This is a genomic window from Kitasatospora albolonga (genome assembly GCA_002082585.1).
Lineage (GTDB): Bacteria > Actinomycetota > Actinomycetes > Streptomycetales > Streptomycetaceae > Streptomyces > Streptomyces stephensoniae.
In genome coordinates, this window is record CP020563.1 from 4,997,767 (window position 1) to 5,024,587 (window position 26,821).

General features: G+C 70.8%; 26 protein-coding genes. 15 read left to right on the forward strand and 11 right to left on the reverse strand.

The genetic code is table 11. The features are described from left to right. Positions 1-256: 256 nt before the first annotated feature. The 7 genes from B7C62_22160 to B7C62_22190 all read left to right on the forward strand — a co-directional run bounded on the left by B7C62_22160 (position 257) and on the right by B7C62_22190 (position 4,546). Entirely contained in the window at positions 257-478 is a 222-nt protein-coding gene (locus tag B7C62_22160; protein ARF74634.1) for a translation initiation factor IF-1, read from the forward strand. A 60-nt stretch (positions 479-538) separates the two neighbouring features. Continuing rightward, positions 539-652, forward strand: coding sequence for a 50S ribosomal protein L36 (locus B7C62_22165; GenBank protein ID ARF74635.1), 114 nt, complete (start codon positions 539-541; stop codon positions 650-652). A gap of 195 nt (positions 653-847) precedes the next feature. Then, on the forward strand, positions 848-1,228 hold the full coding sequence (locus B7C62_22170; protein ARF74636.1) for a 30S ribosomal protein S13: 381 nt from the start codon (positions 848-850) through the stop codon (positions 1,226-1,228). Between the two features lie 104 nt (positions 1,229-1,332). Further along, complete coding sequence (locus B7C62_22175; protein ID ARF74637.1) at positions 1,333-1,737, forward strand: 30S ribosomal protein S11; 405 nt, start codon at positions 1,333-1,335, stop codon at positions 1,735-1,737. Between the two features lie 139 nt (positions 1,738-1,876). Next, entirely contained in the window at positions 1,877-2,899 is a 1,023-nt protein-coding gene (locus tag B7C62_22180; protein ID ARF74638.1) for a DNA-directed RNA polymerase subunit alpha, read from the forward strand. A gap of 185 nt (positions 2,900-3,084) precedes the next feature. Continuing rightward, positions 3,085-3,600 (forward strand): 50S ribosomal protein L17, encoded by a 516-nt coding sequence (locus B7C62_22185; protein ID ARF74639.1) that lies wholly within the window; start codon positions 3,085-3,087, stop codon positions 3,598-3,600. Positions 3,601-3,688: 88 nt separating this feature from the next. After that, positions 3,689-4,546, forward strand: a complete 858-nt coding sequence (locus B7C62_22190; GenBank protein ARF74640.1) for a tRNA pseudouridine(38-40) synthase TruA — start codon at positions 3,689-3,691, stop codon at positions 4,544-4,546. Between the two features lie 25 nt (positions 4,547-4,571). On the opposite strand, the gene B7C62_22195 is transcribed toward B7C62_22190, so the two are convergent. Both B7C62_22195 and B7C62_22200 read right to left on the reverse strand, forming a co-directional pair. After that, positions 4,572-4,916 (reverse strand): hypothetical protein, encoded by a 345-nt coding sequence (locus B7C62_22195; protein ID ARF74641.1) that lies wholly within the window; start codon positions 4,914-4,916, stop codon positions 4,572-4,574. A gap of 141 nt (positions 4,917-5,057) precedes the next feature. Next, positions 5,058-5,903: a hypothetical protein gene (locus B7C62_22200; protein ARF74642.1), complete on the reverse strand. Its 846-nt coding sequence runs from the start codon at positions 5,901-5,903 to the stop codon at positions 5,058-5,060. Positions 5,904-5,993: 90 nt separating this feature from the next. On the opposite strand from B7C62_22200, the gene B7C62_22205 reads away from it, so the two are divergent. The 4 genes from B7C62_22205 to B7C62_22220 all read left to right on the forward strand — a co-directional run bounded on the left by B7C62_22205 (position 5,994) and on the right by B7C62_22220 (position 10,574). Next, positions 5,994-7,613, forward strand: a complete 1,620-nt coding sequence (locus tag B7C62_22205; protein ID ARF74643.1) for an ABC transporter — start codon at positions 5,994-5,996, stop codon at positions 7,611-7,613. Between the two features lie 296 nt (positions 7,614-7,909). Further along, positions 7,910-8,353: a 50S ribosomal protein L13 gene (locus B7C62_22210; GenBank protein ARF74644.1), complete on the forward strand. Its 444-nt coding sequence runs from the start codon at positions 7,910-7,912 to the stop codon at positions 8,351-8,353. A gap of 44 nt (positions 8,354-8,397) precedes the next feature. Next, positions 8,398-8,925: a 30S ribosomal protein S9 gene (locus B7C62_22215; GenBank protein ARF74645.1), complete on the forward strand. Its 528-nt coding sequence runs from the start codon at positions 8,398-8,400 to the stop codon at positions 8,923-8,925. A gap of 290 nt (positions 8,926-9,215) precedes the next feature. After that, positions 9,216-10,574, forward strand: a complete 1,359-nt coding sequence (locus tag B7C62_22220; GenBank protein ARF74646.1) for a phosphoglucosamine mutase — start codon at positions 9,216-9,218, stop codon at positions 10,572-10,574. Between the two features lie 159 nt (positions 10,575-10,733). Here the strand turns inward: B7C62_22220 and B7C62_22225 are convergent, their stop codons facing one another. Continuing rightward, positions 10,734-11,333 carry a hypothetical protein gene (locus tag B7C62_22225; protein ID ARF77320.1) on the reverse strand — a complete coding sequence of 200 codons (600 nt, stop codon included), beginning with the start codon at positions 11,331-11,333 and terminating at the stop codon, positions 10,734-10,736. 173 nt (positions 11,334-11,506) lie between these two features. Between B7C62_22225 and B7C62_22230 the strand changes: the two genes are divergently transcribed. After that, on the forward strand, positions 11,507-12,133 hold the full coding sequence (locus B7C62_22230; GenBank protein ARF74647.1) for an NADPH-dependent FMN reductase: 627 nt from the start codon (positions 11,507-11,509) through the stop codon (positions 12,131-12,133). A 52-nt stretch (positions 12,134-12,185) separates the two neighbouring features. On the opposite strand, the gene B7C62_22235 is transcribed toward B7C62_22230, so the two are convergent. The 4 genes from B7C62_22235 to B7C62_22250 all read right to left on the reverse strand — a co-directional run bounded on the left by B7C62_22235 (position 12,186) and on the right by B7C62_22250 (position 15,885). Further along, positions 12,186-13,151 (reverse strand): hypothetical protein, encoded by a 966-nt coding sequence (locus B7C62_22235; GenBank protein ID ARF74648.1) that lies wholly within the window; start codon positions 13,149-13,151, stop codon positions 12,186-12,188. Between the two features lie 26 nt (positions 13,152-13,177). After that, a complete protein-coding gene (locus tag B7C62_22240) occupies positions 13,178-14,173 on the reverse strand; it encodes a type I pantothenate kinase (GenBank protein ID ARF74649.1) in 996 nt (331 codons plus the stop codon). 111 nt (positions 14,174-14,284) lie between these two features. Continuing rightward, on the reverse strand, positions 14,285-15,265 hold the full coding sequence (locus tag B7C62_22245) for a hypothetical protein (protein ID ARF74650.1): 981 nt from the start codon (positions 15,263-15,265) through the stop codon (positions 14,285-14,287). Then, complete coding sequence (locus B7C62_22250) at positions 15,265-15,885, reverse strand: RNA polymerase subunit sigma-70 (protein ARF74651.1); 621 nt, start codon at positions 15,883-15,885, stop codon at positions 15,265-15,267. The genes B7C62_22245 and B7C62_22250 overlap by 1 nt, the downstream gene beginning before the upstream one ends. 309 nt (positions 15,886-16,194) lie before the next feature. On the opposite strand from B7C62_22250, the gene B7C62_22255 reads away from it, so the two are divergent. Together B7C62_22255 and B7C62_22260 are read left to right on the forward strand one after the other, a co-directional pair. After that, complete coding sequence (locus B7C62_22255; GenBank protein ARF74652.1) at positions 16,195-16,713, forward strand: SigE family RNA polymerase sigma factor; 519 nt, start codon at positions 16,195-16,197, stop codon at positions 16,711-16,713. After that, positions 16,706-17,386 carry a hypothetical protein gene (locus tag B7C62_22260; protein ID ARF74653.1) on the forward strand — a complete coding sequence of 227 codons (681 nt, stop codon included), beginning with the start codon at positions 16,706-16,708 and terminating at the stop codon, positions 17,384-17,386. The genes B7C62_22255 and B7C62_22260 overlap by 8 nt, the downstream gene beginning before the upstream one ends. Before the next feature lie 109 nt (positions 17,387-17,495). On the opposite strand, the gene B7C62_22265 is transcribed toward B7C62_22260, so the two are convergent. The 4 genes from B7C62_22265 to B7C62_22280 form a co-directional block, all read right to left on the reverse strand. Next, a complete protein-coding gene (locus B7C62_22265) occupies positions 17,496-18,176 on the reverse strand; it encodes a hypothetical protein (protein ARF74654.1) in 681 nt (226 codons plus the stop codon). 86 nt (positions 18,177-18,262) lie between these two features. Next, positions 18,263-18,832 (reverse strand): hypothetical protein, encoded by a 570-nt coding sequence (locus B7C62_22270; protein ID ARF74655.1) that lies wholly within the window; start codon positions 18,830-18,832, stop codon positions 18,263-18,265. A 422-nt stretch (positions 18,833-19,254) separates the two neighbouring features. Further along, on the reverse strand, positions 19,255-20,481 hold the full coding sequence (locus B7C62_22275) for a serine protease (GenBank protein ID ARF74656.1): 1,227 nt from the start codon (positions 20,479-20,481) through the stop codon (positions 19,255-19,257). A gap of 47 nt (positions 20,482-20,528) precedes the next feature. Next, a complete protein-coding gene (locus B7C62_22280; GenBank protein ARF74657.1) occupies positions 20,529-22,031 on the reverse strand; it encodes a hypothetical protein in 1,503 nt (500 codons plus the stop codon). A gap of 447 nt (positions 22,032-22,478) precedes the next feature. Between B7C62_22280 and B7C62_22285 the strand changes: the two genes are divergently transcribed. Further along, positions 22,479-26,816 (forward strand): hypothetical protein, encoded by a 4,338-nt coding sequence (locus tag B7C62_22285; GenBank protein ID ARF74658.1) that lies wholly within the window; start codon positions 22,479-22,481, stop codon positions 26,814-26,816. Positions 26,817-26,821: the final 5 nt, after the last annotated feature.

The window sequence follows — 26,821 nt, forward strand, 5'->3', positions numbered from 1 at the left end:
TGTGAGGCGCCCCCGGCGCCGAGCCCGCGAGGGCTGCGTGGAGAAGGGGCCGGGATCACGGCGGCGCCGGACCCGCTGGGGTGATACGCCCCCTTCGGCAGGTCTAAGGATCACCCGCAGTGGGCAAACTTGACGGATTCGTCTTTTGGAGTCCGCTGACGTAGACTGACTCGTCGGCTCCGGTGCATCCGTATGTCCGCAGGTAGGACAGGGGATCGCAGGAGCCGATCAAGGTAGCCGATTCGAAAGGCGAAGCGTGGCCAAGAAGCAAGGTGCCATCGAGATTGAGGGCACCGTGATCGAGTCCCTCCCGAACGCAATGTTCAAGGTGGAGCTCCAGAACGGTCACAAGGTCCTGGCGCACATCAGCGGCAAGATGCGGATGCACTACATCCGTATCCTCCCGGATGACCGGGTTGTGGTGGAGCTCTCTCCGTACGACCTCACGCGCGGCCGGATCGTCTACCGCTACAAGTAGATCTTGCCCCCACCCCGTTTCGGCGCGGTGATGGCACTGACCCGGAGAACCTGACATCCCATGAAGGTCAAGCCGAGCGTCAAGAAGATCTGCGACAAGTGCAAGGTGATCCGCCGTCACGGTCGGGTCATGGTCATCTGCGACAACCTGCGCCACAAGCAGCGCCAGGGCTGACGCACGACCGCCTGCATCTCGCAGTTCTTCGCGCGACGCACGTAATCACGTACATACGCAGGGCCCGTCCAAGCCACGGCTGACGACACCTCCGGCGGGGGCCGGAGACCCGGACGTACCACTTCTCCCAGCGGGAGGTCGGCGGTCGGGAGTGGTCCTGCGGAAGACCCCCGAAATAACAACTGGAGCCATTGAATGGCACGCGTTTCAGGTGTTGACATCCCGCGCGAAAAGCGCGTGGAGGTTGCCCTCACCTACGTCTTCGGTATCGGGCGCACCCGGTCCAAGGAGATCCTCGCCTCCACCGGCGTGAACCCGAACACCCGCGTTCGTGACCTGGCCGAAGAGGACCTGGTCAAGATCCGCGAGTACGTGGACGCCAACCTCCGCACCGAGGGTGACCTCCGCCGCGAGGTTCAGGGCGACATTCGCCGCAAGATCGAGATCGGCTGCTACCAGGGCATCCGCCACCGTCGTGGCCTGCCGGTCCACGGTCAGCGCACCAGCACGAACGCGCGTACCCGCAAGGGCCCGCGTCGCGCCATCGCCGGTAAGAAGAAGCCGGGCAAGAAGTAGTCCTCAGCGGACGCACTGCGCAGTCCGGTTCGCCGGGCCGACGCAGCAACCAGCGGTCTTCGCTGTAGGACCGATCACCTCCCCTCTCCATCTGGAGTCAAGACATGCCCCCCAAGGGTCGTCAGGGCGCAGCCAAGAAGGTGCGTCGCAAGGAAAAGAAGAACGTCGCTCACGGCCACGCGCACATCAAGAGCACGTTCAACAACACCATCGTCTCGATCACGGACCCCTCGGGCAACGTGATCTCCTGGGCCTCCGCCGGCCACGTCGGCTTCAAGGGCTCGCGCAAGTCCACCCCCTTCGCCGCGCAGATGGCCGCCGAGTCGGCCGCCCGCCGCGCGCAGGAGCATGGCATGCGCAAGGTCGACGTCTTCGTCAAGGGTCCCGGCTCCGGCCGTGAGACCGCGATCCGCTCCCTCCAGGCCACGGGCCTCGAGGTCGGTTCGATCCAGGACGTCACCCCGACGCCGCACAACGGCTGCCGTCCGCCGAAGCGTCGCCGCGTCTGATCCGTCGCGGCCGGTGACGGCCGTGCGTCAGTAGCGTCCGGGTCCGGGCGGTACGCCTCATTCGGGGCGTACCGCCCGTACCCTTGTTGCATCTGTCGGGCATCAAATAGTGGGTGCCCACGACTGAAGGACTCTCCCCATGCTTATCGCTCAGCGTCCGTCGCTGACCGAAGAGGTCGTCGACGAATTCCGCTCCCGGTTCGTGATCGAGCCGCTGGAGCCGGGCTTCGGCTACACCCTCGGCAACTCCCTGCGCCGTACCCTCCTCTCCTCGATCCCCGGTGCCGCTGTCACCAGCATCCGGATCGACGGGGTCCTGCACGAGTTCACCACCGTGCCGGGCGTCAAGGAGGACGTCACCGACCTCATCCTCAACATCAAGCAGCTGGTCGTCTCCTCGGAGCACGACGAGCCCGTCGTGATGTACCTGCGCAAGCAGGGCCCGGGTCTGGTCACCGCCGCCGACATCGCGCCCCCGGCCGGTGTCGAGGTGCACAACCCCGACCTCGTTCTCGCCACGCTCAACGGCAAGGGCAAGCTGGAGATGGAGCTGACCGTCGAGCGCGGTCGCGGCTATGTCTCCGCCGTCCAGAACAAGCAGGTCGGCCAGGAGATCGGCCGCATCCCGGTCGACTCCATCTACTCGCCGGTGCTCAAGGTCACGTACAAGGTCGAGGCGACCCGTGTCGAGCAGCGCACCGACTTCGACAAGCTGATCGTCGACGTCGAGACCAAGCAGGCCATGCGTCCCCGTGACGCCATGGCGTCGGCCGGTAAGACCCTGGTCGAGCTGTTCGGTCTGGCGCGCGAGCTCAACATCGACGCCGAGGGCATCGACATGGGCCCGTCCCCGACGGACGCCGCGCTCGCCGCGGATCTGGCGCTGCCGATCGAGGAGCTGGAGCTCACGGTCCGCTCGTACAACTGCCTCAAGCGCGAGGGCATCCACTCCGTGGGTGAGCTCGTGGCCCGCTCCGAGGCGGACCTGCTCGACATCCGCAACTTCGGTGCCAAGTCGATCGACGAGGTCAAGGCGAAGCTGGCCGGTATGGGCCTCGCGCTGAAGGACTCGCCTCCCGGCTTCGACCCGACCGCCGCCGCCGACGCCTTCGGCGCCGACGACGACGCGGACGCCGGTTTCGTGGAGACCGAGCAGTACTGAGCCGCCTCCCGGCTGGGGGTGCCCGGTTTTGAGGGTGCCCCCGGGCCGGGGCTGAGGCTCTGTCCTCGATCGCCGGACGGGCTGGTAGACCCAGTCCGGCAGTTATGACTTCCGTGAGGCGACCGCTTCACGGGAACTGACACCGGTACCTGATACGGCCGGTGCAGCACACAAGGAGAATCACCATGCCGCGTCCCGCAAAGGGTGCCCGTCTGGGCGGCAGCGCCGCGCACGAGCGTCTGCTCCTCGCCAACCTGGCGAAGTCGCTGTTCGAGCACGGCCGCATCACGACGACCGAGGCCAAGGCCCGCCGCCTGCGCCCCGTCGCCGAGCGCCTCGTCACCAAGGCGAAGAAGGGCGACATCCACAACCGTCGCCTGGTGCTCCAGACGATCACGGACAAGAGCGTCGTCCACACGCTCTTCACCGAGATCGCTCCCCGGTACGAGAACCGCCCCGGTGGTTACACCCGTATCACCAAGATCGGCAACCGTCGTGGCGACAACGCCCCGATGGCCGTCATCGAGCTGGTCGAGGCGCTGACCGTGGCCCAGCAGGCCACCGGTGAGGCCGAGGCCGCGACGAAGCGCGCGGTCAAGGAAGACGCCCTCAAGAAGGAGGAGGCCCCCGCGGCCGAGTCCGAGGTCGTCGAGGACGCCAAGCCGGTCGAGAAGGCCGACGAGGAGTCGAAGGACGCCTGAGCGTTCTGAGGACCACGGGACGGGCCCGCACCACCCTTCGGGGCGGTGCGGGCCCGTTTCGCTGAGCAGGGTGGGAGAGGGAGACACGGTGAGTGACGAGGCGGAGCCCGGGTTCGTACGGGTGCGGCTGGATCTGGCCTACGACGGCAAGGACTTCTCCGGCTGGGCGAAGCAGACCGGCCGGCGCACGGTGCAGGGCGAGATCGAGGACGCGCTGCGGACCGTGACGCGGTCGGCGGTGACGTACGGCCTGACGGTGGCGGGCCGCACGGACGCCGGGGTGCACGCGCGGGGGCAGGTGGCCCATGTGGACCTGCCGGAGACGGTGTGGGCGGAGCACGAGGAGAAGCTGCTGCGGCGGCTGGCGGGGCGGCTTCCGCAGGATGTACGGATCTGGCGCGCGGCCCCCGCCCCGGCCGGGTTCAACGCCCGCTTCTCCGCGCTCTGGAGGCGTTACGCCTACCGGGTCGGCGACCGGCCCGGCGGGGTGGACCCGCTGACGCGCGGTCATGTGCTGTGGCACGACCGGCCGTTGGACCTGGACGCGATGAACGAGGCCGCCGCGCTGATGGTGGGCGAGCACGACTTCGCCGCGTACTGCAAGAAGCGCGAGGGTGCGACGACCATCCGTACGCTCCAGAAGCTGAGTTGGGTACGGGACCCGGCTTCGGGCGTCCTCACCGCGACCGTGCAGGCGGACGCGTTCTGCCACAACATGGTGCGGGCGCTGATCGGGGCCGCGCTCTTCGTCGGTGACGGGCGGCGTCCGGCGGCCTGGCCTGCCGAGGTGCTGGCCGCGAAGGTGCGCGACCCCGGTGTGCACGTGGTGCGGCCGCACGGGCTGACGCTGGAGGAAGTGGCGTATCCGGCGGACGAGTTGCTGGCCGCGCGGGCCGAAGAGGCCCGTAACGTGCGGACGTTGCCGGGGTCGGCGGGGTGCTGCTGAGGCACTGAGGGCGGAGGCCGGGCGGTCAACTGCTGCGGCTGCGGCGGCACTCGGTCCTGAAGTGGCGTACGAAGGTGAGGACGCCCCACACGATCAGCACGTTGACCACCGCCCCGGCCCCCTGGAACAGCGGGTCGATGAGGCTGAACCCGGCCTCCTCGACGCCCGAGGCGTCGCCGGTCAGCAGGGTCAGCGGGTAGAGCACGAAGACCAGCAGCAGGACGTCGCCCGGCCAGGCCGCCAGGGTCATCGCTCCCACGCCGTACTCCGGCCGTCCGGCGAACTCGTAGGCCACGGCGGCGAGCGTGACCACGCCGACGTAACCGGCGGCGATGCGGCGGGCCGTGCTCCGGGTGATGGGCTTGTTCATCGGGGCCGTCCTTCGTGCGGGGGCTGGGGGCATGGTCGCCCCCGGGCAGGAGTTCGCGCCTGCCCGTACCCATTATTGAACACGTTCAGTTCGGTGTGGGGCGCACCGCCCCCGGGAACGGCCCGAATGGCCCGCGCGGGCCTACTGAGCGGGTTCCGCCGCCTGCGATGCCTGGACCCGGCCCCGGTGGTGGATCTGGCGGAAGACGAAGTTCGTCAGATCGTCGCCGACCGCGAAGACGTTCTTGTCCTGGGCGGTGACACGGGTGCCGTCGGTGAAGCCGCCGACGGTGAAGTAGGCGTACCGGCCGTAGGAGTTGGTGGTGCGCCGGCAGACCGTACCGCCCCGGCAGAAGGTGGGTACGCCCTCGCCCGCGAGGGAGGCGATGCCGCCCGCCGCCTGGTCCACCGTCTTCTTCGCGCGGGCCTCGGTGTCGAAGACCGCTATGCCGACGGTGACGGCGACCCCGTCCTTGCGGTAGGTCGCCCGGATGAGCTGCTCGCAGCCGTTGTTCGTGAGGACCGCGCCGAGGGCGCCCTGGGTGCCGCTCGCGCAGTCGGTGACGCGGTTCGTCGCGCCCTTCAGATGGACGCGGTCGCCCATGGCGAGCTTCTCACCGGGGAAGAAGCCGTCGACCGTGATCGGCGCCTTGTCCTTGTCGGCGCTGACTATGTACTCCTTCGGGTCCGGCGGGGGCGGGGGTGCCACCGGGGAGAAGGAGGGCTCGGGCGCGGAGGTGTCCTCGGGCAGGTCGGCCGGGGCGGGCAGTTTGCTCGCGCTGCTCCCCGGGGCGTTCCCGCCGCTCCCCGTGCTGACCACGGCGGTGGCCACCGCCGCGCCGACCAGCGCGGTGGCCAGCACCCCGCCGCCGATCATCAGCCACCGCTTGCGGCGGGTGCGCGCGGCCGACTCCTCGGCGAGCGCCGCCCAGTCCGGAGTTCCGTTGTCCCCTGGCCCCCAGGAGGGCCCCCCTTGCCATGAACTCATGCGCGAATCCTAGAGCGTCGCGTTCGGCCGCAGACCCTCGCCGGGTAAACCGGTTGGGCCATCGCATCGCGGGCGGTGACAATGCTCCGTATGGGACATCTGGAAGCGGGCCACCTGGAGTACTACCTGCCGGACGGGCGGGTGCTGCTCGGCGATGCCTCGTTCCGGGTGGCCGACGGAGCCGTCGTCGCCCTCGTCGGGGCCAACGGGGCGGGCAAGACGACCCTGCTGCGCCTTCTCGCCGGTGAGCTCCAGCCGCACGGCGGCACGGTCTCGGTGAGCGGCGGGCTCGGTGTGATGCCGCAGTTCGTGGGGTCGGTACGGGACGAGCGGACCGTACGGGACCTGCTGGTGTCGGTGTCGCAGCCGCGCATCCGGGAAGCGGCGAAGGCGGTGGACGCGGCCGAGGAGAAGATCCTCACCGTCGACGACGAGGCCGCGCAGATGGCGTACGCGCAGGCGCTCAGCGACTGGGCCGAGGCGCGCGGGTACGAGGCCGAGACGGTCTGGGACATGTGCACGATGGCGGCGCTGGGTGTCCCGTACGAGAAGGCGCAGTGGCGCGAGGTGCGCACGCTCAGCGGTGGTGAGCAGAAGCGGCTGGTCCTGGAGGCGCTGCTGCGCGGCCCCGACGAGGTGCTGCTCCTGGACGAGCCGGACAACTATCTGGACGTCCCCGGCAAGCGCTGGCTGGAGGAGAGGCTCAAGGAGACCCGTAAGACGGTCCTCTTCGTCTCCCACGACCGGGAGCTGCTCTCCCGGGCCGCCGAGAAGATCGTCAGCGTGGAGCCGAGCCCGGCGGGCAGCGATGTGTGGGTGCACGGCGGCGGCTTCGCCACGTACCACCAGGCGCGCAAGGAGCGGTTCGCGCGGTTCGAGGAGCTGCTGCGGCGCTGGCAGGAGGAGCACGCCCGGCTGAAGGCGCTCGTCCTGCGGATGCGGCAGCAGGCGGCGAACAGCCCGGACATGGCCAACCGCTACCACGCGATGCAGACCCGCTTCAAGAAGTTCGAGGAGGCCGGACCGCCGCCGGAGCCGCCGCGCGAGCAGGACATCCGCATGCGGCTGCGCGGCGGGCGGACCGGGGTGCGGGCGGTGACCTGCGAGGGCCTGGAGCTGACCGGGCTGATGAAACCGTTCGACCTGGAGATCTACTACGGGGAGCGCGTCGCGGTCCTCGGCTCCAACGGGTCCGGCAAGTCGCACTTCCTGCGGCTGCTGGCGGGGGAGCCGGTGGCGCACACGGGGGAGTGGAAGCTCGGGGCGCGGGTCGTGCCCGGGCACTTCGCGCAGACCCACGCGCACCCGGAGCTGCTGGGGAAGACCCTGGTGGACATCCTCTGGTCCGAGCACGCCAAGGATCGTGGCGGGGCGATGGGGGTGCTGCGGCGGTACGAGCTGGAGCGGCAGGGGGACCAGGCGTTCGAACGGCTGTCCGGCGGGCAGCAGGCGCGGTTCCAGATCCTGCTGCTGGAGCTGGCCGGGACGACGGCGCTGCTCCTGGACGAGCCGACGGACAACCTGGACCTGGAGTCGGCCGAGGCGCTCCAGGACGGTCTGGAGTCGTACGACGGCACGGTGGTGGCCGTCACCCACGACCGGTGGTTCGCGAAGTCCTTCGACCGGTATCTGGTCTTCGGCTCGGACGGGGTCGTACGGGAGACGCCGGAGCCGGTGTGGGACGAGCGGCGGGTCCGGCGGGCGCGGTGACCCCGGCGGCCGGTGGGGCTGGGACCGGTGATCGGCCGGGCTGGTCCCGGCGGGTCCGCGGGGCCGGCCCCGCGGACCCGTTTTGACCCGTCCGGGGCGGGGCGGGTACTGTCGACAGTTGTTATGCGCAGGGGCTGCGCCCTTCTCACACGAAGAGCCTCTGCGTACGTTCTCTGGAGCAGTTACCAGTGGCTCGCATACGGGCGGTGTCCCGGCACTGTGAGCCCCAGCTGCATGATCGCTTCAGAGGTGTCGTGTGTCTGGACCCCATCCACTGAAGAAGCGAAGGCTACGAAGTGCGTACGTACAGCCCCAAGCCCGGCGATGTCACTCGCCAGTGGCACATCATTGACGCTCAGGACATCGTCCTGGGCCGTCTGGCCACCACGGCTGCGAACCTCCTCCGAGGCAAGCACAAGGCGATCTACGCCCCCCACATGGACATGGGCGACTTCGTCATCATCATCAACGCCGACAAGGTGCACCTGTCCGGCAACAAGAAGACCCAGAAGATGGCGTACCGCCACTCGGGCTTCCCGGGCGGTCTCCGTTCGGTGCGCTACGACGAGCTTCTCGCGAAGAGCCCCGAGAAGGCCGTCGAGAAGGCGATCAAGGGCATGATCCCCAAGAACACCCTGGGCCGTCAGGTGCTCTCGAAGCTCAAGGTCTACGCGGGCGACCAGCACCCGCACGCTGCTCAGCAGCCGGTCCCGTTCGAGATCACCCAGGTCGCGCAGTAGTTCCGGCCACCCCCTAAGACATACAGAAAGATCTGAGGAGCATCGTGGCCGAGACCACTGTTGAGAACCCTGTCGAGGGCACCGAGGGCGAGGAGACCTTCGCCGAGGTGACCACCTTCGAGTCGGAGGTCCCCGTCGAGGGTGAGTACACCTCCGAGTCGCTCGCGGGCCGCTTCGGCGACCCGCAGCCCGCGGCCGGCCTTGGCCGTCGCAAGAACGCCATCGCCCGCGTCCGGATCGTTCCGGGCACCGGCAAGTGGAAGATCAACGGTCGCACCCTTGAGGACTACTTCCCCAACAAGGTGCACCAGCAGGAAGTCAACGAGCCCTTCAAGGTGCTCGAGCTCGACGGCCGCTACGACGTCATCGCCCGTATCTCGGGTGGCGGCGTTTCCGGTCAGGCCGGCGCCCTGCGCCTCGGCGTGGCCCGCGCGCTGAACGAGGCGGACGTGGACAACAACCGCGCCACGCTGAAGAAGGCCGGCTTCCTCTCCCGCGACGACCGTGCGGTCGAGCGCAAGAAGGCCGGTCTCAAGAAGGCCCGCAAGGCGCCGCAGTACAGCAAGCGCTAATCAGCCTGCTCCGTCTGCACCACACGTACGCCCCGGCGGCACACTCCGTGCTGCTGGGGCGTTCGTTTATCGGGCCCCGCAGGCGTATAACGGCATGAGACGTTCATCGGCCCGCACGCCGCGTACCCCGCACGCAGCTCACCCCTCGCGCGTGTGCCGGGCGGGCCGTGCCGTCCGCCCATGCCGTCCGCCTGGCGGTTTTGCTGTTTTCGTTGTTGTGGTTGTTTAGTTTCGCCTTGCTTTGCTTTGGTTTGTTTTTTTGTGGTTTCGGAGCACCTCGGAGGACACCAGTGGGACGACTCTTCGGTACGGACGGAGTGCGCGGTGTCGCCAACGCGGATCTGACGGCCGAGCTCGCGCTCGGGCTCTCGGTCGCGGCGGCGCACGTACTCGCCGAGGCGGGCACCTTCGAGGGCCATCGCCCGACGGCTGTGGTCGGCCGTGACCCCCGGGCGTCCGGAGAGTTCCTGGAAGCCGCCGTGGTGGCCGGTCTTGCCAGCGCGGGCGTGGACGTCCTGCGCGTGGGCGTGCTGCCGACGCCGGCCGTGGCGTACCTCACCGGCTCGCTCGGCGCGGACATCGGCGTGATGCTCTCCGCCAGCCACAACGCGATGCCGGACAACGGCGTGAAGTTCTTCGCGCGCGGCGGCCACAAGCTCGCCGACGAGCTGGAGGACCGGATCGAGACGGTCTACGAGCAGCACCGCACCGGTGAGCCGTGGAACCGCCCGACCGGCGCGGGCGTGGGCCGGGTCACCGACTACACGGAGGGCTTCGACCGGTACGTCGCCCACCTCATCGGTGTCCTCCCCAACCGCCTCGACGGGCTGAAGGTCGTCCTGGACGAGGCGCACGGCGCCGCCGCCCGGGTCTCGCCCGAGGCGTTCGCGCGGGCCGGTGCCGAGGTCGTCACCATCGGCGCCGCGCCGGACGGCCTCAACATCAACGACGGCTGCGGCTCCACCCACCTGGACCTCCTGCGCGCCGCCGTCGTCGAGCACGGCGCCGACCTCGGCATCGCCCACGACGGCGACGCCGACCGCTGCCTCGCCGTGGACGCGGCGGGCGAGGAGGTCGACGGCGACCAGATCCTCGCCGTCCTGGCCCTCGCCATGCGGGAGGCCGGGCAGCTCCGCAAGGACACCGTCGTCGGCACCGTGATGTCGAACCTCGGCTTCAAGCTCGCCATGGAGCGCGAGGGCATCCAGCTCGTCCAGACGGCGGTCGGCGACCGTTACGTCCTGGAGTCGATGAAGGCCGAGGGCTTCGCGCTCGGTGGCGAGCAGTCCGGCCACGTCATCGTCCTGGACCACGCCACGACCGGCGACGGCACGCTGACCGGCCTGATGCTGGCGGCCCGCGTCGCCGCCACCGGCCGCAGCCTCGCCGAGCTGGCCGGGGTCATGGAGCGGATGCCGCAGGTCCTCATCAACGTCCCCGACGTCGACAAGTCCCGGGTCACCACCTCCTCCGAGCTGGCCGCGGCGGTGACCGACGCGGAGCGCGAGCTCGGCTCCACCGGCCGCGTACTGCTGCGCCAGTCGGGTACGGAGCCGCTGGTACGGGTCATGGTCGAGGCCGCCGACATCGAGCAGGCGCGCGCGGTCGCGGGCCGTCTGGCGGACGTGGTGAAGTCGGCGCTGGGCTGAGACGCGGAGACGTACGCGCAGGGGAGCCTCGGAGGCCCCGTACCGGCGAGGGGCCCCGAAGGCTCCCGGGCCCGGTGCGGGGCCTCCGGGCCGTACGGGGGCCTCGCCGGTACCCGTACGGGAGCTCCGCGTCGTACGCGTACGGCCTCCGGCCCCCGGTCAGACGCGGTGGCCGCGGACGAACACCGTGACGCCGTCGGCGATCCAGGCCGCGCGCTCGTCCGGGGCGACGGCCGACGCGGGCGGGCCGGGCGTGGCCGAGACCAGCCGGGCGAACTGGGCCGCGGCGCGGTCGGCGTCCGGGACGCGCAGCAGCCCGGCCCCGTCCCACCGCCGGAGGACGGCGGCCAGTTCCGCGCGGACCCGCGCCGGGCCGGCCTGCCACCACCGGGCGATGACCTCGGCGTCGAGGTGGGCGGCCTCGGCCCGGACCTGACCGATCAGCGCCCGGTGCGCCGCCGAGTGCGCCAGGCCGGACAGCCAGTCTCCCGTGTCGTCGAGCCAGTCGGTGGCGAACGCCAGCAGGGCGGCCTCGGCCTCCTCCGCGTTCGCGGCGGCCGGGAGATGACGTTCGATCAGGGCGATCTCGGCCTCGGCGACATGCGTGGCCGAGTCCACGATCACGGTGGCGAACAGGGCGTATTTGTCCGCGAAGTGCTTGTAGATCGTGCGCGTCGAGGTCGCCGAGGCCGTGGCGATGGCGTCGATGCTGGCGCGTGCGTAGCCGTCGCGGGCGAAGACCTCACGGCCGCCGGTCATGATCGCCTGGTGTTTGGCCGGGCGCAGCCGTCCGGACGTCTCTGCCGCTGGGCTCACCGATAACTCCTTGCCTCTCGAACGTATGTGGTGCACGCTCGACGGTAGCAGGTAAAGTCTACGTTGTACTTTACAGCTGACACCCCTATCCGCATGTGTACGGAGGAGAGAACGTCATGACACGTCTCGCGATCGTCACCGGCAGCACCCGCACCCACCGCAGGGGCGCGGCCGTGGCCGACTGGGTCCTGACCACCGGCCGTAAGGCCGCCCCCGAGGGCGTGGAGCTGGAGCTCGTCGACCTGGCCGACTTCGCGCTGCCGGTCCTCGACGAACCGGCCCCGGCCGCCTGGGGCATCTACGCCCACGAGCACACCCGGCGCTGGTCGGAGGCGATCGCCGCCTTCGACGGCTATGTGTTCGTGACGCCGGAGTACAACCACGGCGTCCCCGGACCGTTGAAGAACGCCATCGACTACCTCTACGCCGAGTGGCACCACAAGGCCGTCGGGTTCGTCGGTTACGGGGTCGAGGGGGGCGTGCGCGCGGTCGAGCAGCTCCGCCAGATCGCCGCCGAGCTCAAGCTCGCCGATGTGGGGACCCAGGTGGCCCTGAACACCTACACCGACTTCGACTACACCGGAGTCGACCTCGGTGACCCCGCGGCCACCGGTGTCTTCGCCCCGGCCGAGCGCCACGCGGACGGCCTGGCGACGCTGCTGGAGGAGGTCACGGTGTGGAGCCGCGCCCTGGCCACGGTCCGCGCCCGCACCGACCGGGAGCTGACGGCGACCGCGAGCTGACACCGGCCGGGAGCTCGCGTCAGCCACGAGCTGACGCGAGGGCGGCGAACGGTCACGTCCCCACGGAGGCCCCCGGCGTGCTCGCCGGGGGCCTCCGCGCGTGCCGGACCCGCCACAGCGCCTTCTGGACCAGCAGCGTCAGCGTGCCGGCGAGGACGATCCCGCCGAGGTTGGCGAGCAGCTGCTGCCCGGAGCCGACGGTCTGCTGGTAGTCGCGGTAGCTGAACGCCACGGCCGCGTTGGCGGCGGCCGGGACCGTGGTCACGGAGATCGCCACCCCGATCAGGGCCCCGGACTTGGCCGACGTCAGGGAGAGCGTCCCGGCCACGCCCGCCAGGAACGCCACGACGAACGACATCCAGTCCGGCTGCCAGATGAACCCGGTGATGGGCCGCTCCGCCTCGATCATCGACCGCTCGAAGAGGCCGAGGGCGTCCATCAGCCAGGCGAACCCCGCCGTGATGACCATCGCCAGGGCGAACCCGCCGATCAGCGCCCCCAGCGAGCGCCCCACCAGCCGGGGCGCGCGCTGCACGAGAGCCGTGGAGATCCCGGCGAGCGGGCCGAACTCCGGACCGAGCGCCATCGCGCCCACGATCAGCACCGCGTTGTCGAGCATCACCCCGCAGGCGGCGAGCATGGTGGCGAGGGAGAGGAAGGAGACGTACGTGACGGAGAACGTCGAGTCCTCGTGCGTGGTCTCCTTCAGCTCCTCCCACAGCACGGCGTCCGCGCCGTCACCCGGCGCCTCGTGCTCGGCCCGGTCGGCGTGCGAGGAGAGGGTGAGGTCCAGGCGCTCGACGCTGATCGCCCCGGACTCGTCGATGCCGAGCCGCCGCAGCTCCCCGATGAGCTCGTCACCGGCCTCGCGCGCCACATCGCACAGGACCACGTCCCCGGCCGGGGAGCGGGCCGCGCCCGGCAGGACGACGAGGTGGGCGGTGCCGACGGTGGCCCCCAGGAGGGCGACCACCTCATCGGTCCTCGTGGCGGGCACGATCAGACGCAGATGCAGCACGCGGCCGGCCCTCCCGGGCTGAGGGGTCAGAGCTTGCGCAGGGAGAGCCTCTGGACCTTGTGGTCCGGCCCCTTGCGGAGGACCAGGGTGGCACGGCCGCGCGTCGGAGCCACGTTTTCCAGGAGGTTCGGCTTGTTGATGGTCCGCCACATGGTGCGCGCGTAGTCCAGCGCCTCCTCCTCGGAGACCTGGGTGTACTTGCGGAAGTACGAGGACGGGTCCTGGAACGCCGTGTCGCGCAGCTTGCGGAAGCGGCTCAGGTACCAGGTCTCGATGTCGTCGGCGCGCGCGTCCACGTACACGCTGAAGTCGAAGTAGTCCGCCAGCCCGACCCGCGTACGGCCGTCCCGGCCCGGCAGGGCGGGCTGGAGGACGTTGAGCCCCTCCACGATGAGGATGTCCGGGCGCCGGACGGTGAGCCGCTCACCGGGGACGATGTCGTAGATGAGGTGGGAGTAGACGGGGGCGGTCACCTCGTCCTTGCCCGCCTTGATGTCCGCGACGAACCGGGTCAGCGCCCGCCGGTCGTAGGACTCCGGGAACCCTTTGCGCGAGGTCAGCCCGCGCGCCCGGAGCTCCTTCATCGGCAGCAGGAACCCGTCCGTGGTCACCAGCTCCACCCGCGGGTGCTCCGGCCAGCGGGCCAGCAGCGCCTGGAGGATACGGGCGCTGGTGGACTTGCCGACGGCGACACTGCCCGCGACCCCTATGACGAACGGGGTGCCGCGCTGCTCCCCGTGCCCGTTCCCGGCGTCCCCGAGGAAGGTGTTCAGCGCGCCGCGCAGCCCGGAGGTGGCCTGCACGTACAGGTTGAGAAGCCGGGAGAGCGGCAGATAGACGTCCCGCACCTCGTCCAGGTCGATGACGTCCCCGAGCCCCCGCAGCCGCTCCACCTCGTCGGCCGTCAGCGGCAGCGGCGTCTTGTCCCGCAGGGCGCTCCACTCGTCGCGCGAGAGGTCGACGTAGGGGGTCGGCGCATGCTCGGTGCGGCGCTGGGGGCTCCGTGCGGGCGAAGTGATCACCCTTCATTGTTGCGGGAGTTTTAACGGAGCGGGGGGTGGGGTCGGTCACGTGGGCGAACGGGGCGCGGCCCGGCGGCCCCCGTGACCGGCCCCGCTCCGGGCCGACAGGGCCTACGCCCGAGGCGTCTCGCCCTGGGCGTCGACCACGGCCGCGGCGGTGCGCGCGCGGTCGTCGGTGACATCGCCCGCCGTCATACGGGAGACCATGCCCAGCTCCTTCACCTCGTGGTCCTCCGTCACGACGCTGCGGGTGCCGGCGTAGGAGTAGTCGGACGGGGAGAGCAGGAGTTCCCGCCGCTCGTGGCCGCCCGGTTCCGTGAAGGTGACGGCGATGGCCTCGCGGCCCGCGGCGTCCCGTACGAGCTGACCGGTGACGCCCACTCCCGGTACGGTCGCCAGGGCCCGGTAGACGCGGGCGCGGGCGGCGGGGGAGAGCGGGTAGGACTCGATGAGCGCGCTCAGCCCCCGGAACGTGCGGGCGTCGTCGCTCTCCTTCCGGCCGCGCTCGGTGTCGAACGCCGGGTAGAGGGCGCGGACCTTCTCCAGCAGGGCCGCGGGGCTGTCCGGCAGGCTCTCGGCCGCCCGGTAGGTCTCCCGGGGCGACCCGGTGCCGTCCGTCGGGTCCTCCTCCGCCCCCGGTTCCGCGTAGGGCTTCCAGTCCGGGGTGGTGCTGTCGGGCTGGCCGATCACCTCGGTCTCCGCGATCCTCGGCCTCTTGAACACCTCCACGGTGTAGATCCACTGGTCGGCCCGTGGCTCCGGGGGAGCCTTCTGCTGCTCCAGGTGGTCGGCCGCCTGGTTCAGCGCGGCGGCCGGGCTCGACAGGTCGGGCTCCCCGGCGACGGCGGCCGGTCCCGAGGGCCGGGACGCGGAGAGGTCCACGGCCTGGGTGAGGAACAGGGCCGCCGCGGTGATCGCCACGACCGCCCCGAGCGAGGCGATCCGCCAGTCGCCCCGCAGACGCTGGAGGAAGGTACGGCGGCCGCCCCCGGCGATGGCCTCGGTCAGCCGCCTGCGGCCCGGGGCGAGGGCGGCCCGGTCGGGTACGGGGGCGTCGGCGCGCAGCCCGCGCAGCTGGGTCATCTCGTCCATCACGGGTTCAGCTCCTGTCCGGCCGGGGCGGGCGGCGCGTCGAGCGCCGAGGAGAAGGCGGGATCGGCGCTCAGCGCCTCCCGGACCTTGCGGCGGGCCCGGTTCAGCCGGGACCGTACGGTGCCGAGCGGTATCCGCAGCGCCTCGGCCACCTCCTGGTAGCCCAGGTCGGCCCAGGCCACGAGCAGCAGTACGTGCCGGTCCCCGGGCGAGAGCGCGGCAAGCGCCCCCGCCAGCGGCGCCTGGACGGCGATCCGGTCGTCGGCCCGGTCGCTCCAGGACGCGGCGACGGAGTCGTGCCCCGTACGGGCCAGGGCCTTCAGCGCCCGTACCTCGGTACGCCGGTGCTTGCCGATCAGGTTGGCGGCGATGCCGTACAGCCAGGGCCGGGCCAGCCGGTGGGCGGTGTCGTAGCGCTCCCGGGTGCGGAACGCGATGAGGAACGTCTCCGCCGTGATGTCGTCCGCCGCGCCTTCCCCGAGCCGGCGGGCCGCATAGCGGTGGATGTCCGGGGCGTGCCGGTCGTAGAGCCCGGCGAAGAGCTCGGGCTCGGTGAGGGACCGCGTAATGACGTCGGCGTCGTCTTGTGCGGCGGGGCGGGCCGGGGGTGGTCCGGTCACTGAGCCTCCAGGGTGCGTCGGTCGGTGTGTCTGTCACCCCTGTTGTCCACAGCGACCGGAAAGGTTCACGGCCGCTTGTAACATCACGGGCCGCTCAGGCGTGTTCAGGACAGGAAGCGGGAGAGCACGAGCAGCAAGTACACGGCCACAGGAACCGCAGGACCGCAGGAACCACAGGGCCCACAGGAACCGGACAGCGGTGCCTGTGGTCCAGGGGACGGTCGGTAAGGGCCCTCGGTACAGGCACGCGCCGAGGGACCACTCGTACAGGCTCCCGCCACGGGGACCCGGAACACAGACAGGAACAGGATGTCGACGGAAGACGAGTTCGACGCCTTCTACACGGCGACGGCCAGACGCCTGGTCGCCACGGTCTACGCGATGACCGGCGATCTGGCGGAGGCCGAGGACGCGGTCCAGGAGGCGTACGCACGGGCCTGGCAGCGCTGGGACCGGCTGGCCCGCGAGGGCGACCCGCTCCCCTGGGTGCGGACCGTCGCGTCCCGGCTGGCGGTCAGTGCCTGGCGCCGCGCCCGCAACCGGCTCCGCGCCCAGCTGCGCCACGGCCCCGCCCCGGACGACCCGGGCCCGTCCGGCCGCTCCGGCGACCGGGCCGAGCTGGTGGCGGCCCTGCGTGAGCTGGGCCCGGACCAGCGGCGGGCGGTGGTGCTGCACCACCTGCTCGATCTGCCGGTGGAGGAGGTGGCCCGCGAGACGGGCTCCACCAGCGGCGCGGTACGGACCCGGCTCAGCCGCGCCCGCAAGCAACTGGGCGAGCGGCTCGCGCACATCAACACCTACGACGAGGGGATGGCACGGCATGGCTGACATCGAGGAGCTCCTGACCGACACCCCCGTCCGGCTGGCCCCGGCCGCGGCGGTCCGCGCCCGCGGCGAGCGCCGCCGGGCGGGAAGGCGGACGGCCGTGGCGGCGGTGGCGGTCGTGGCCGCCGGATCGCTGGGCTTCGGCGTGTGGGGGGGCCTTCTCCTGCCGCAGGAGAAGGGGACGGGCGGTACGGACGTGGCCACCCAGGGCCCGAACCCGTTCAAGTCCGACGGGGTGGTGCAGTACCCGGACCCCTCGGAGCTGCCCGGGCACGAGGTCCTGCGCTGGAGGAGCGTCGATGTGGCGACGAACGACTACGAGAACGAGACCGCCCCCCTGCCGCAGGCGGGGCTGGACACCGCGTGCGGGCTGTGGGTCGGTGGCACGGACAGGCCCGAGATGCAGTACACCAACATGTACGCGGGCAAGGACGACGCACGCGCCCGGTACCGGGTCTCCCAGTACCCGACCCCGGCCGCAGCCGCCGAAGCCATGAGTCGGCTGGACACGACGCTCGTCAACTGCGGGGTGGAAAAGGTCAAGGGGACGGCGGACACCGAATACTCCGGGGTGAGCCGGCACACGGCCGCGCAGCTCAACGTCACGGTGAAGTCCTGGGGGGCGTGGGTCGCGGTGCAGGAGACGCAACTGCCCCCGGTGGACTCGGACGACTGACCCGGCCCCGCCGGGCGGTGAGGACGGCCGGTGCCGCGCGGTCGTCCTCACCGACGCGTTCGCCGAGATCCTCACCGGCCGTGGCACCCCGGCAGAGCTGTGACGGCTTCTAACGTGTTTCGCGCACGTGGTCGGCGAGGTTGGCCACCTTGTCGTACTTCTCTCCCTCGGTCACCACCACGTTGGACGTCTCATCCTCGTTCACCAGGGGGTTGACCACCTCTTGGCCTTCCTGGACGAAGAGCCCCTGGGAGGAGACGACACGGTAGTACGGCCTGTCCCCCTCGATGGCCTCGACCACATCGGGAGAAGGAGTGCTGCCCGCCTGCTTGAGCTCCTCCAGATGGTGCTTGCCCTCCTCCGCCTTGGAACGGAGGAACCAGACCGACTCCCCTTCGGCCAGAGTCGACTTCATCCGCTCCACCGCCGCGGCCGGGTCCTCGCTGCCCCCGATGAACTCGACCGTCAGCTGCTGCCGCGACGCCTCGTCCAGCGCACCGTTCAGGATCTCGACCGGCCGTATGACCACACCGATCATGTACAGACGGTCGCTCTCCTCGCCTTCGATGACCCTGGTCGTCCGCACGTCGACGACTTCGGCCGTCACCACGGCGGAGGCGGCCTCGGCAGCGGCCTTGAGCGAGTCGTACCGCTCGGTCTCCCGCATACTCGTGCCGAACCGGACCGGCTCGAAGAACGCGGAGGCCGACCGCTGCCCCTTGCTGCCCGCCGTCCCGTCCTGGCCGAAGAGCTGCGGACCTGCGAGCAGCGCGACAGCCGTGGTCGCCACTAGGGCGCCGACGGCGATCAGCCCTGTCCGGGCGGGACGTCGACGCGCGGGGGATGTCATGTGGGTCTCCTCTTCCGGCGTGATGCTCAGTGGTAGGCGTTGATGTGGGCGTCGTCGTGGAGGCTGGTGATGGGGCTGACCTTCGAGGGCGGTTTCACGCTCATGCAGGACCCTTCGGTCTCCCGGTGGCGCAGGCCCACGGTGTGGCCGATTTCATGACATGCCACGGACCTGCGGCTGTGAGCGTCGCGGTAGTCGGCCGGGTAGCTGCCGTTCAGGCGGAGCTTTTGCCGGTCACAGCGCTTGAAGGGGTGATTGCCGCTGGTCGCCGAGCCGGGCAGGCACTCCACCCAGCCGGCGACTCCGTTGGCGCCGTAGTTGTAGTCCGTGACGAGGACGTCGAGGGTGGAGTGGTTCTTCTTGGTGGTGGTGAGGTCGGTGTAGCGCTCGTAGTCGTCCATGGCCTGCTGGAACGAGGCCGCGATACCGGGTATCTGGTTCCCGAAGGTTCCTTCCGGGTACCAGGTGTGCTCTGCGTTGTCCCCGAGGCTGACGCAGTTGCGCGGGGTGCCGCCGCACCATGTCGAGCCGAAGTTGGTGGCGTGAGCGCTGGGTGCCATCAGGGCGTGGGCCACCGTGAAGGTGACCGCGCTCATCACGACGGCTTCTGCGCGCTGGAGTCTTCGCCGCCTCCGGCCGGTTCTGTCGACCGCTGCCCGATCTTCGTCGCTCCATGCCGGCATGAGACCTCCGTCGATTGCGTCCGTCGCGTGACCAAGCGTCAGGCTAGGCGCGATTTTTGCGTGTGTGAAGAATCTTCCATGAAGTAAATATCGACGTTCCGGATCAGCTTGAGGCCGAGGGTTGCGTCTGTTCCCCTCCCGACTGAAGGTCGTTCGGGGGCGGTCAGGGCCTTCCGCAGTTCCGGCCCAGCGCAGAGCCCTCCTCTCGGCCGCCCTGTCTTTCCGCCCGCAATGGTGTCTGATCAGCGCGTGGTGCACGTTGCATGGGAACGGCGGCCCACCCGACCGCGGTCGGGTGGGCCGCCGTTCCCATCGATGCGGTGCGGTGCCCTCGCTCAGGAGGCGGTGTTCAGGGTCAGGCCGTAGTGGCGGAGCAGGTCGTCCAGCGGCTGCATCCAGCTGGCGCCGCCGCCGAAGCTGCCGTCGCAGGTGAGGTCGCTGGAACCGGAGGTCACACCCTGGGCCTGGCCCTGGTTGGTGATCCAGGCGCCGCCGCTGTCGCCCTTGTGGATGCAGACGGTGGACTTGGCCAGGCCCTTGACCAGGGTCCGCGGCTGCCCCGGGTCGGTGTAGGTGACCGAGTGGTTGTAGCTGCTGATGGTGCCGCAGGTCCACCTGGTGGTGGCGCCGGACTTGCACACCGTCGAACCGACGGCGGCCCGCTGGCTCCCTCGGACCGGGGTGTCCGCCACGACGCGCCAGCCGCCGACCGTGGTGGTGACGGAGTTGCCGGAGCTGATGGCGGCGATGCCCATGTCGACGCTGTCGTAGCCGTGTGCGAAGCGGGTGCGGGTCCCCTTGGCGAACTGTGAACCGCTGAAGTACAGGGTGTCCAGGTTCTTGATGCAGTGACCGGCGGTGGCCAGGTACTGCCTGCCCTGCTGGTCCCGGGCCCCGAAGCCGACGGAGCAGTAACCACCGTTCACGTCCGAGGTGTTGATGTTCATCTTGCTGCCGGGGGCGATGGCGGCGGTGGCCTGCGGGGCGTCGTCGGTCGTGGTCTCCACGGTGACGGCCGGGCCGTGGGAACGCGCCGCGGCGACGAAGGCGCGGCTGGTGGCGTCGGCGGTGTCGCGCACGGTGACGACGACCTTGTTGCTGACCGGGTCGACGTGCCACGACTCCACACCGGCCGGGAGCTTCTTCTCGGCGAGCCGGTCGAGCTCCGACTTGATCCGGTCGAGTGCCGACGGGGCCCGGGCCGGGATGCGGGCGGCGAGTCCGGCCGCCTTCACGTCGGCGGCCTGTTGTGCGGTGGTGACGTCGACCGTGAGGGTGCCCCTGGCGTCGAAGTACGCGCTCGCGGTGGGTACTCCCGATATGCCGAGGCGCTCCAGGGTCTTCTGCTGGGCGCTCTGGCGGTCGAGCTTCCGCTCGGCCTCCGCGACGGACACGCCGAGCGATTCGGCGAGCGCCTTCACCATGCCGGTGGGCTGTGTACGGACCGACGGGGCGGGCGTCGGGTCCGTGGTGGCGGGCTGGGAGGCCGTCGCTGTGCCTCCGGTCAGAGCCAACGCTCCGACTGCCGCGCCGATCGACAGAGTCCTGCTGATCCTGTTCACGTCTTCTCCTTGGGGTGCGGTGCCGTTCCGGCGTGCTCAGGACCGGGTCAGCTGCCGGTGGAGCTCAGGGCCTTCGCCGCGTCGGCGAGGCCGGCACCGCAGCCACCGGTGCAGGAACCGGGCAGGCCGCGCGTGCTGTCCTTGACCGTCTGCTCGATCCGGGCGGGGGTGAGGGAGGGGGCCTTCTGCTTCAGCAGCGCGGCCAGCCCGGCGATGTGCGGGGCGGCCATGCTGGTGCCCTGGTAGGAGGCGTAGCCCTCACCGCTCAGCGCGCGGGTCCCCTTGTCGACCGTCGACCAGATGCCGTCGCCGGCGCGTACGGCGGTCTCGCCGCCGGGGGCGGTGACATCGACGGCCCTGCCGTAGTTGGAGTAGGCGGCGCGGTTGCCCTCGCGGTCCGACGCGGCGACGGTGATGACGTTCGCGCAGCCGGCCGGGCTGTAGGCGGAGGCGTCGGCGGCGTCGTTGCCTGCGGCCACGACGACGGTGGTTCCCCGGTCCATGGCTGCCTTGATGGCGGTGTTGTACGCCTGGTCGCAGGCGAATTCACCGCCGAGGCTCATGTTGATGACCGCGGCGGGGTACTTGTTGGCGGGTACTCCGGACACCGTTCCGCCCGAGGCCCACGTGATGGCGTCGATGATGTCGGAGGTCGACCCTCCGCACTTGCCCAGGACGCGGACGGGCTGGATGTTCGCTTCATGGGCGACGCCGACCGTGCCGTACCCGTTGGCGGTGGCCGCGATGGTGCCGGCGACATGGGTGCCGTGCCAGGAGTTGTTCGTGTTACGGGCGGGGACCGGGTTCCCGTTCTTGTCCCGGCCGCACTCCCCGCGGTTCGCCCAGTCCCCGGTGTCGGAGGGGTCGCTGTCCCGGCCGCCTCCGTCCGTGGCCGTCCAGGAGTGGGAGATGAAGTCGTATCCCGGCACCAGCCGGGAGTCCAGCTCGGTGTGCCGGGTGATGCCGGTGTCGATGACCGCCACGGTGACGCCCTTGCCGGTGGCCTGCTTCCAGGCCGAGGGAACGTTCATGCCTGCGTGGGTCTCGTACAGGTCCCACTGGTAGCGGTACTCGGCGGGGTCGACGGCGGTGGGGTACACCCGGCGGTCGGGCACGACGTAGGCCACGTCCGGATCGGCCCGGAAGGCCGCCATGGCCTCCCGCGCGTCCTGGGGCCTGTCGGTGCCGGGCAGGTCCACGAGGGCGGCGCCCGTGCCCAGACGGCGTTCGAAGGAGATGTGTTCGCCGGTCTCGGCGGCCTTGGCCTCGGCGTCCTTCACGAGCGCCGTGTTCGATGTGGCCTCTTCCGCATGGGACTTGTACCCGACGATGAAGCGCTGGGTGGGCTCGGTGGCGTCGGTGGCCGCGGGGGCGGACGCCCGGGCCGGGCCGGTGGGGCGGGCCGTGTCGGAGGACCCGGCGAAGGCGACGCCGGTGCCCATCACGGCGACGACGGTGGCGAGCGCGACGGATATGCGGAGGGGGGTGAAGCCGTGCACTTCGGTTCCTTTCGGTCCGTTCGGGCAGGTCGCCCAGCTCGAACGGGGCATGACAAAAATGGGGGGTGGCGCATGCGTGCGGAATCGCGGTACGCGCATGCTCAGCAGGCGGGTTTCCGGTGGGAAGGGAAGCCCGCCGTGGTGCGGCTGATCACGGTGAGGTGCGAGTGACTGGCCGATGGGGGGAAACCTACGAACGCGGCACCCGGATGACCATCCGGGTGTCGCGTATACGGACCCCTAATTAATTCGCCGTCCGTTCACCGTCTCCCGGACGGGGGCCCGGCCAAGTCCCCTGAGGGGCGGAGCCGTCGGACGGTTTCCCGGGGCGTCCTCGGGCGGCGGCGGACGATATGCGGACAGCCCTGTCCGGTTCGGGTGGCCGGACCGGCTATCGGGCGACAAAAACGCCCTGTCTACACTTACGCCCTCTTTAACACTTTTTAGGGGAGGGGCTCCTTGCGGAGCATACGCATGTCCAGATTCAGATGGCCGCTGGTGGCCTCTGTGGCGCTCTCGGGCCTCTTGGCCGTCGACGTGGCCGCACCGGCCACCGCGCTCTCGACCACCACCGCGGCCGCACCGGCGACCGCGACCACCGCGGTCCTGGCCGCACGTGCCACGGGCGTACCGCTGCCCAAGGGCGACATCACCTCGGCGCTGCTCCAGGCGCGCCTGGAGCACAAGCGCGTCGAGGTCACCGACAGCCGGACCGAGACCCGCACCCTGTGGGCCAACCCCGACGGCACGCTGACGGAGGACCATGCCGCCGGCCCCGTCCGCTTCCGTGCCGACGACGGGACCTGGACCGCCGTGGACGTCAGCCTCACCCAGGCCGCCGACGGCACGGTCGAGGCCAAGGCCCACCCGCTGGACCTCACCCTCGGCAGGGCCACGCCCGCCCGCGCCGACGCTCCGGCCGCCCGACGGCTGGGCGCCGCGGCACCCGTGGCCGCCGCCACACCACTGGTGTCGCTCACCTCACCCGAGGGCGAGCAGATCGAGCTCGGCTGGCGCGGCGCCCTGCCCGCCCCGCGCCTCGACGGCACACGGGCCACGTATCCGGGCGCGCTGCCCCATGCCGACCTCGTCGTCTCGGCCACCCGCACCGGCTTCGAGCAGTTCCTGATGCTCAACTCCCGTCAGGCCGTGGAAGCGGCGGGCACTCTGCGGATGACGCTCACCGCGAAGGGCCTGACCGCCAAGGCCGACGCGGACGGCGGAGTGACCTTCGCCGACAGCCGTACCGGCAAGCCCGCGGGCACCCTGCCCGCCCCCGTGATGTGGGACGCCCGCACCGACGAGCGCTCCGGGGAGCACCCGTACCGCGCACCGGTCGCGATGTCCGTCGCCCAGCAGGGCGACCGGATCGACCTGACCCTCACCCCCGACGCGGCGTTCCTGGCCGACCCGGCCACCCGTTTCCCCGTCACCGTCGACCCGGCGGTCGGTCTGCTGACCACGTTCACCACCTTCGTGCAGGAGGGCTACACCACCGACCAGTCCACTGCCACCGAGCTCAAGCTCGGCAACAACGGCTCGGGACAGGTGGCCCGCTCCTTCCTGCGCTTCGACACCCGTGCGGTGAAGGGCAAGGACGTCAGGTCGGCCACGCTGAAGCTGTGGAACCACCACTCCTGGTCCTGCCAGGCACGTGACTGGCAGGTGTGGGACACCGGCACCCCCGGCACCGCCACTCGCTGGACCGCGCAGCCCGCCTGGAACCGCCTGTGGGCGACCTCCGCTCAGACCAAGGGCTTCGGCACCGGCTGTGCTGACGGCTGGGTGGCCGCCGACCTCACCGCCCTCGCCCGGGCGTGGGCGGCCAACGCCCACGACCAGAACACCCTCGGCATCCGCGCCGCCGACGAGAAGGACCCTTACGGCTGGAAGCGATTCCACTCGCGCAACGCGCCGACCAACGTGCCCGTCCTGTCGGTGACGTACAACAACCCGCCGGGCGCGCCGACGGCGACGGCGCTCTCCCCGTCGTCGTACAACTCCTTCAACAAGCGGACGTACGCCACCTCGCTGACCCCCACCTTCTCGGCGAAGGTCGCGGACCCCGACGGCGGCACCGTACGCGCCCAGTTCGAGGTCACCCCCGACCCGGCGTTCAACGACGCGGGCACCTACAGCTGGACGGGTACCAGCGGTGCCGTCGCCTCCGGCGGCACCGCCATGCTGAGGCTTCCCGATGACAAGAAGCTCGGCGCGTTCGGCTACCGGGTCCGCTCACGCGCCCACGACGGTTCCGTGTACGGCGCGTGGAGCGCCTACGTGCCCTTCCGGGTGAACACGGCCAAACCCGCGGCGCCGCAGATCGACTGCACCCGCTTCCCCCGGGACACGTGGACCGACAGCGGCGGCGAGATCAGCTGCACCCTCACCACGACGTCCACCGACGGCCGCGGCTACCTGTGGGGGCTGGACAACCCCAACACCCCGCAGCAGGTGAACGACCCCGCCGGTACCGGCGGCAAGCCGCAGACCGTCAAGATCAACCCGGCCCAGGGCTGGCACACCCTGCACGCCCGCACCGTCGACTCCGCGGGCCTGCTCTCCGGCATCACCGCCTATCAGTTCGGCAAGGGACCCAAGCCCGCTGCTCTGCCCACCCTGAACGTTCCGGGCGCACTCCAGGAGGGCGCCCAGGACACCCCCACACCGGTCCTGTCCGGTGTGGTGACATCCGGAAACCGCGGCGCGTACCTGCACGGTGAGTTCGCCCTGTACGACGCTACGGGCACGCCCCTGCCCGGTGTGCAACTGCCGCCGTCCTTCCAGGAGAGCGGCCAGCGCGTCGCCACCCTGATCCCGGAAGGCACGCTCGTGCCCGGGCGCGCCTACCAGTGGGCCATGCGCGCCTGCGGTGACACGGCGTGCTCGGGGTGGACGCCCAAGCGCACCTTCACCGCCAAGGCCGCGGTCGTCCGGCCCGCCCCGCCGGTGCGCACGGTCGACATATCCGGCGCGGCCCTGCGCGACGCCACCGCCCCGGTCGGCCCCGCGGACTGCGGGACCGGCCCGTGCGCGGCCGTCGAGGACGGCACGCTGCGCGTCGGTACCCCCGGCGGCACCGCCTGGCGCAGCTGGTTCAAGGCGAATCTGTCGGCTGTGCCCGCCGGTGCCCGGATCACCGACGCACGGCTCAGGCTGCACCGGGCCGACTGCGCGACCGGGACCGCCGAGTGCACCGAACCCGCGGCCACCGTGCACGACCTCGCCGAGGCGTGGGACCCGACGCACAGCGGCCAGGCGCTCGCCGCGGCCGCCGACGAGGAGCCGCTGCTCGCCGATGACGAACTGCCCACCGCACTCGGTGACCTGAACCTGGGAGCACTCGTCGCGGACTGGCTGCCCGAGGCCGACAACCACGGCCTGAGCCTCCAGCTCGGCGACGAGCGGACCGCGGGCCCCGGTGTCGTCTACCACTCCTCACGCGCCGCCGACAAGGCGCTGCGCCCCGTGCTGACGGTCTCCTACGTGCCCTCCGGTGCCCCCGGCGCCCCCGAGAACGTCAAGGCCGTCCCGGCCGACGGCGGGCTGCTGGCCACCTGGAACCCGCCGGCCGACCCCGGCGCCGCCACCGACGCCCTCACCTACACCGTCGCTGTCCACCGCGGCGGCACCGAGGTCGCCCGCACCACCACCGGGGACACCCGTGCCGTCTTCGGCGGCCTCACCAACGGCGCCGACCACACGGTGACGGTCACGGCCGACTCCCCGCACGGAACCTCGAAGGCGGCCGTGCCTGCCACGGCCAAGCCGGTCGCCGTCGCGGGGCAGGAACGTTATGCCCAGGCGGTACGCGACTACTTCGCCGCCCGTGCCGGAGTCCTCAAGGGCACGTACACCACCGTCGAGCAGGCCACCGCGAGCAGCCCGCACGGCGCGATGTTCCGCGAGCTCATCGCGCAGCAGCTGCCCGAACTGAACGGCCGCCGGGAGGCGTACGCCCGCCACGAGCGCCGCTTCACCGAGATCACCACGGCCTTCGACGACGTGCTGACCGGGCCCGGCCCCGACAACACCGTGGTGGTGCGCGCCACCGTCTCGGAGAGCAGTGTGCTCACCCACACCGACGGCACCCAGGAGCCGGAGGAGGGCGAACTGCCCGGCCGCTTCGTCTTCGCCGACGGCGCCCTGCGCATCGAGGCCAACGACACCGCTGTCGAGGTCACGCTGCCCACGACGGGCGACGTCGTACGGGACGCCTCCGTGGCCCCGCCCGCCGAGGAGAGGGTCGAGGACCTCGCGGAGGGCGAGGAAGCGCTGCCCATCGTGCTGGACTCCGACGGCATGCTCGCCGAGGAGCCGGTCCCCGGCACCACGGCGATGCGGCTCGCGGCAGTGGTCGCCGCCGCGCCCAGTGCGAGCGGCACCGCGAACTGGGCCAAGCGCAACGCCAACATCAAGTACGACTACGAGAACGACTGCGCGAACTTCGTCTCCAAGGCGCTGCACTACGGCGGCAAGATGAAGCAGCGCAAGGGCGGTCGCAAGAATCAGGCGCGCTGGTTCCGCAACAACCTCAGCTTCCTCCGCCTCGACAGCTACACCTGGGCCGCCGCGGCGAATCTGCGCCAGCACCTCAAGAACTACCGGGGCGGCCGTGAGATCTCGCGTTACGATGCCCGGCCCGGTGACGTGATCTTCGGCTTCTACCGGACTTCCAAGGCGTGGAACCACACCGGAGTCATCACCGCTGCCAAGGGGGGCAAGATCAACATCACTCAGCACGGCCGGTCCCACCACACGACACTGAACCAATGGTTCAAGAACAACAAGAATCTGAGTGCTATCAGCATCATCCGACCGGGGAAGCGAAGTTGAGGCGG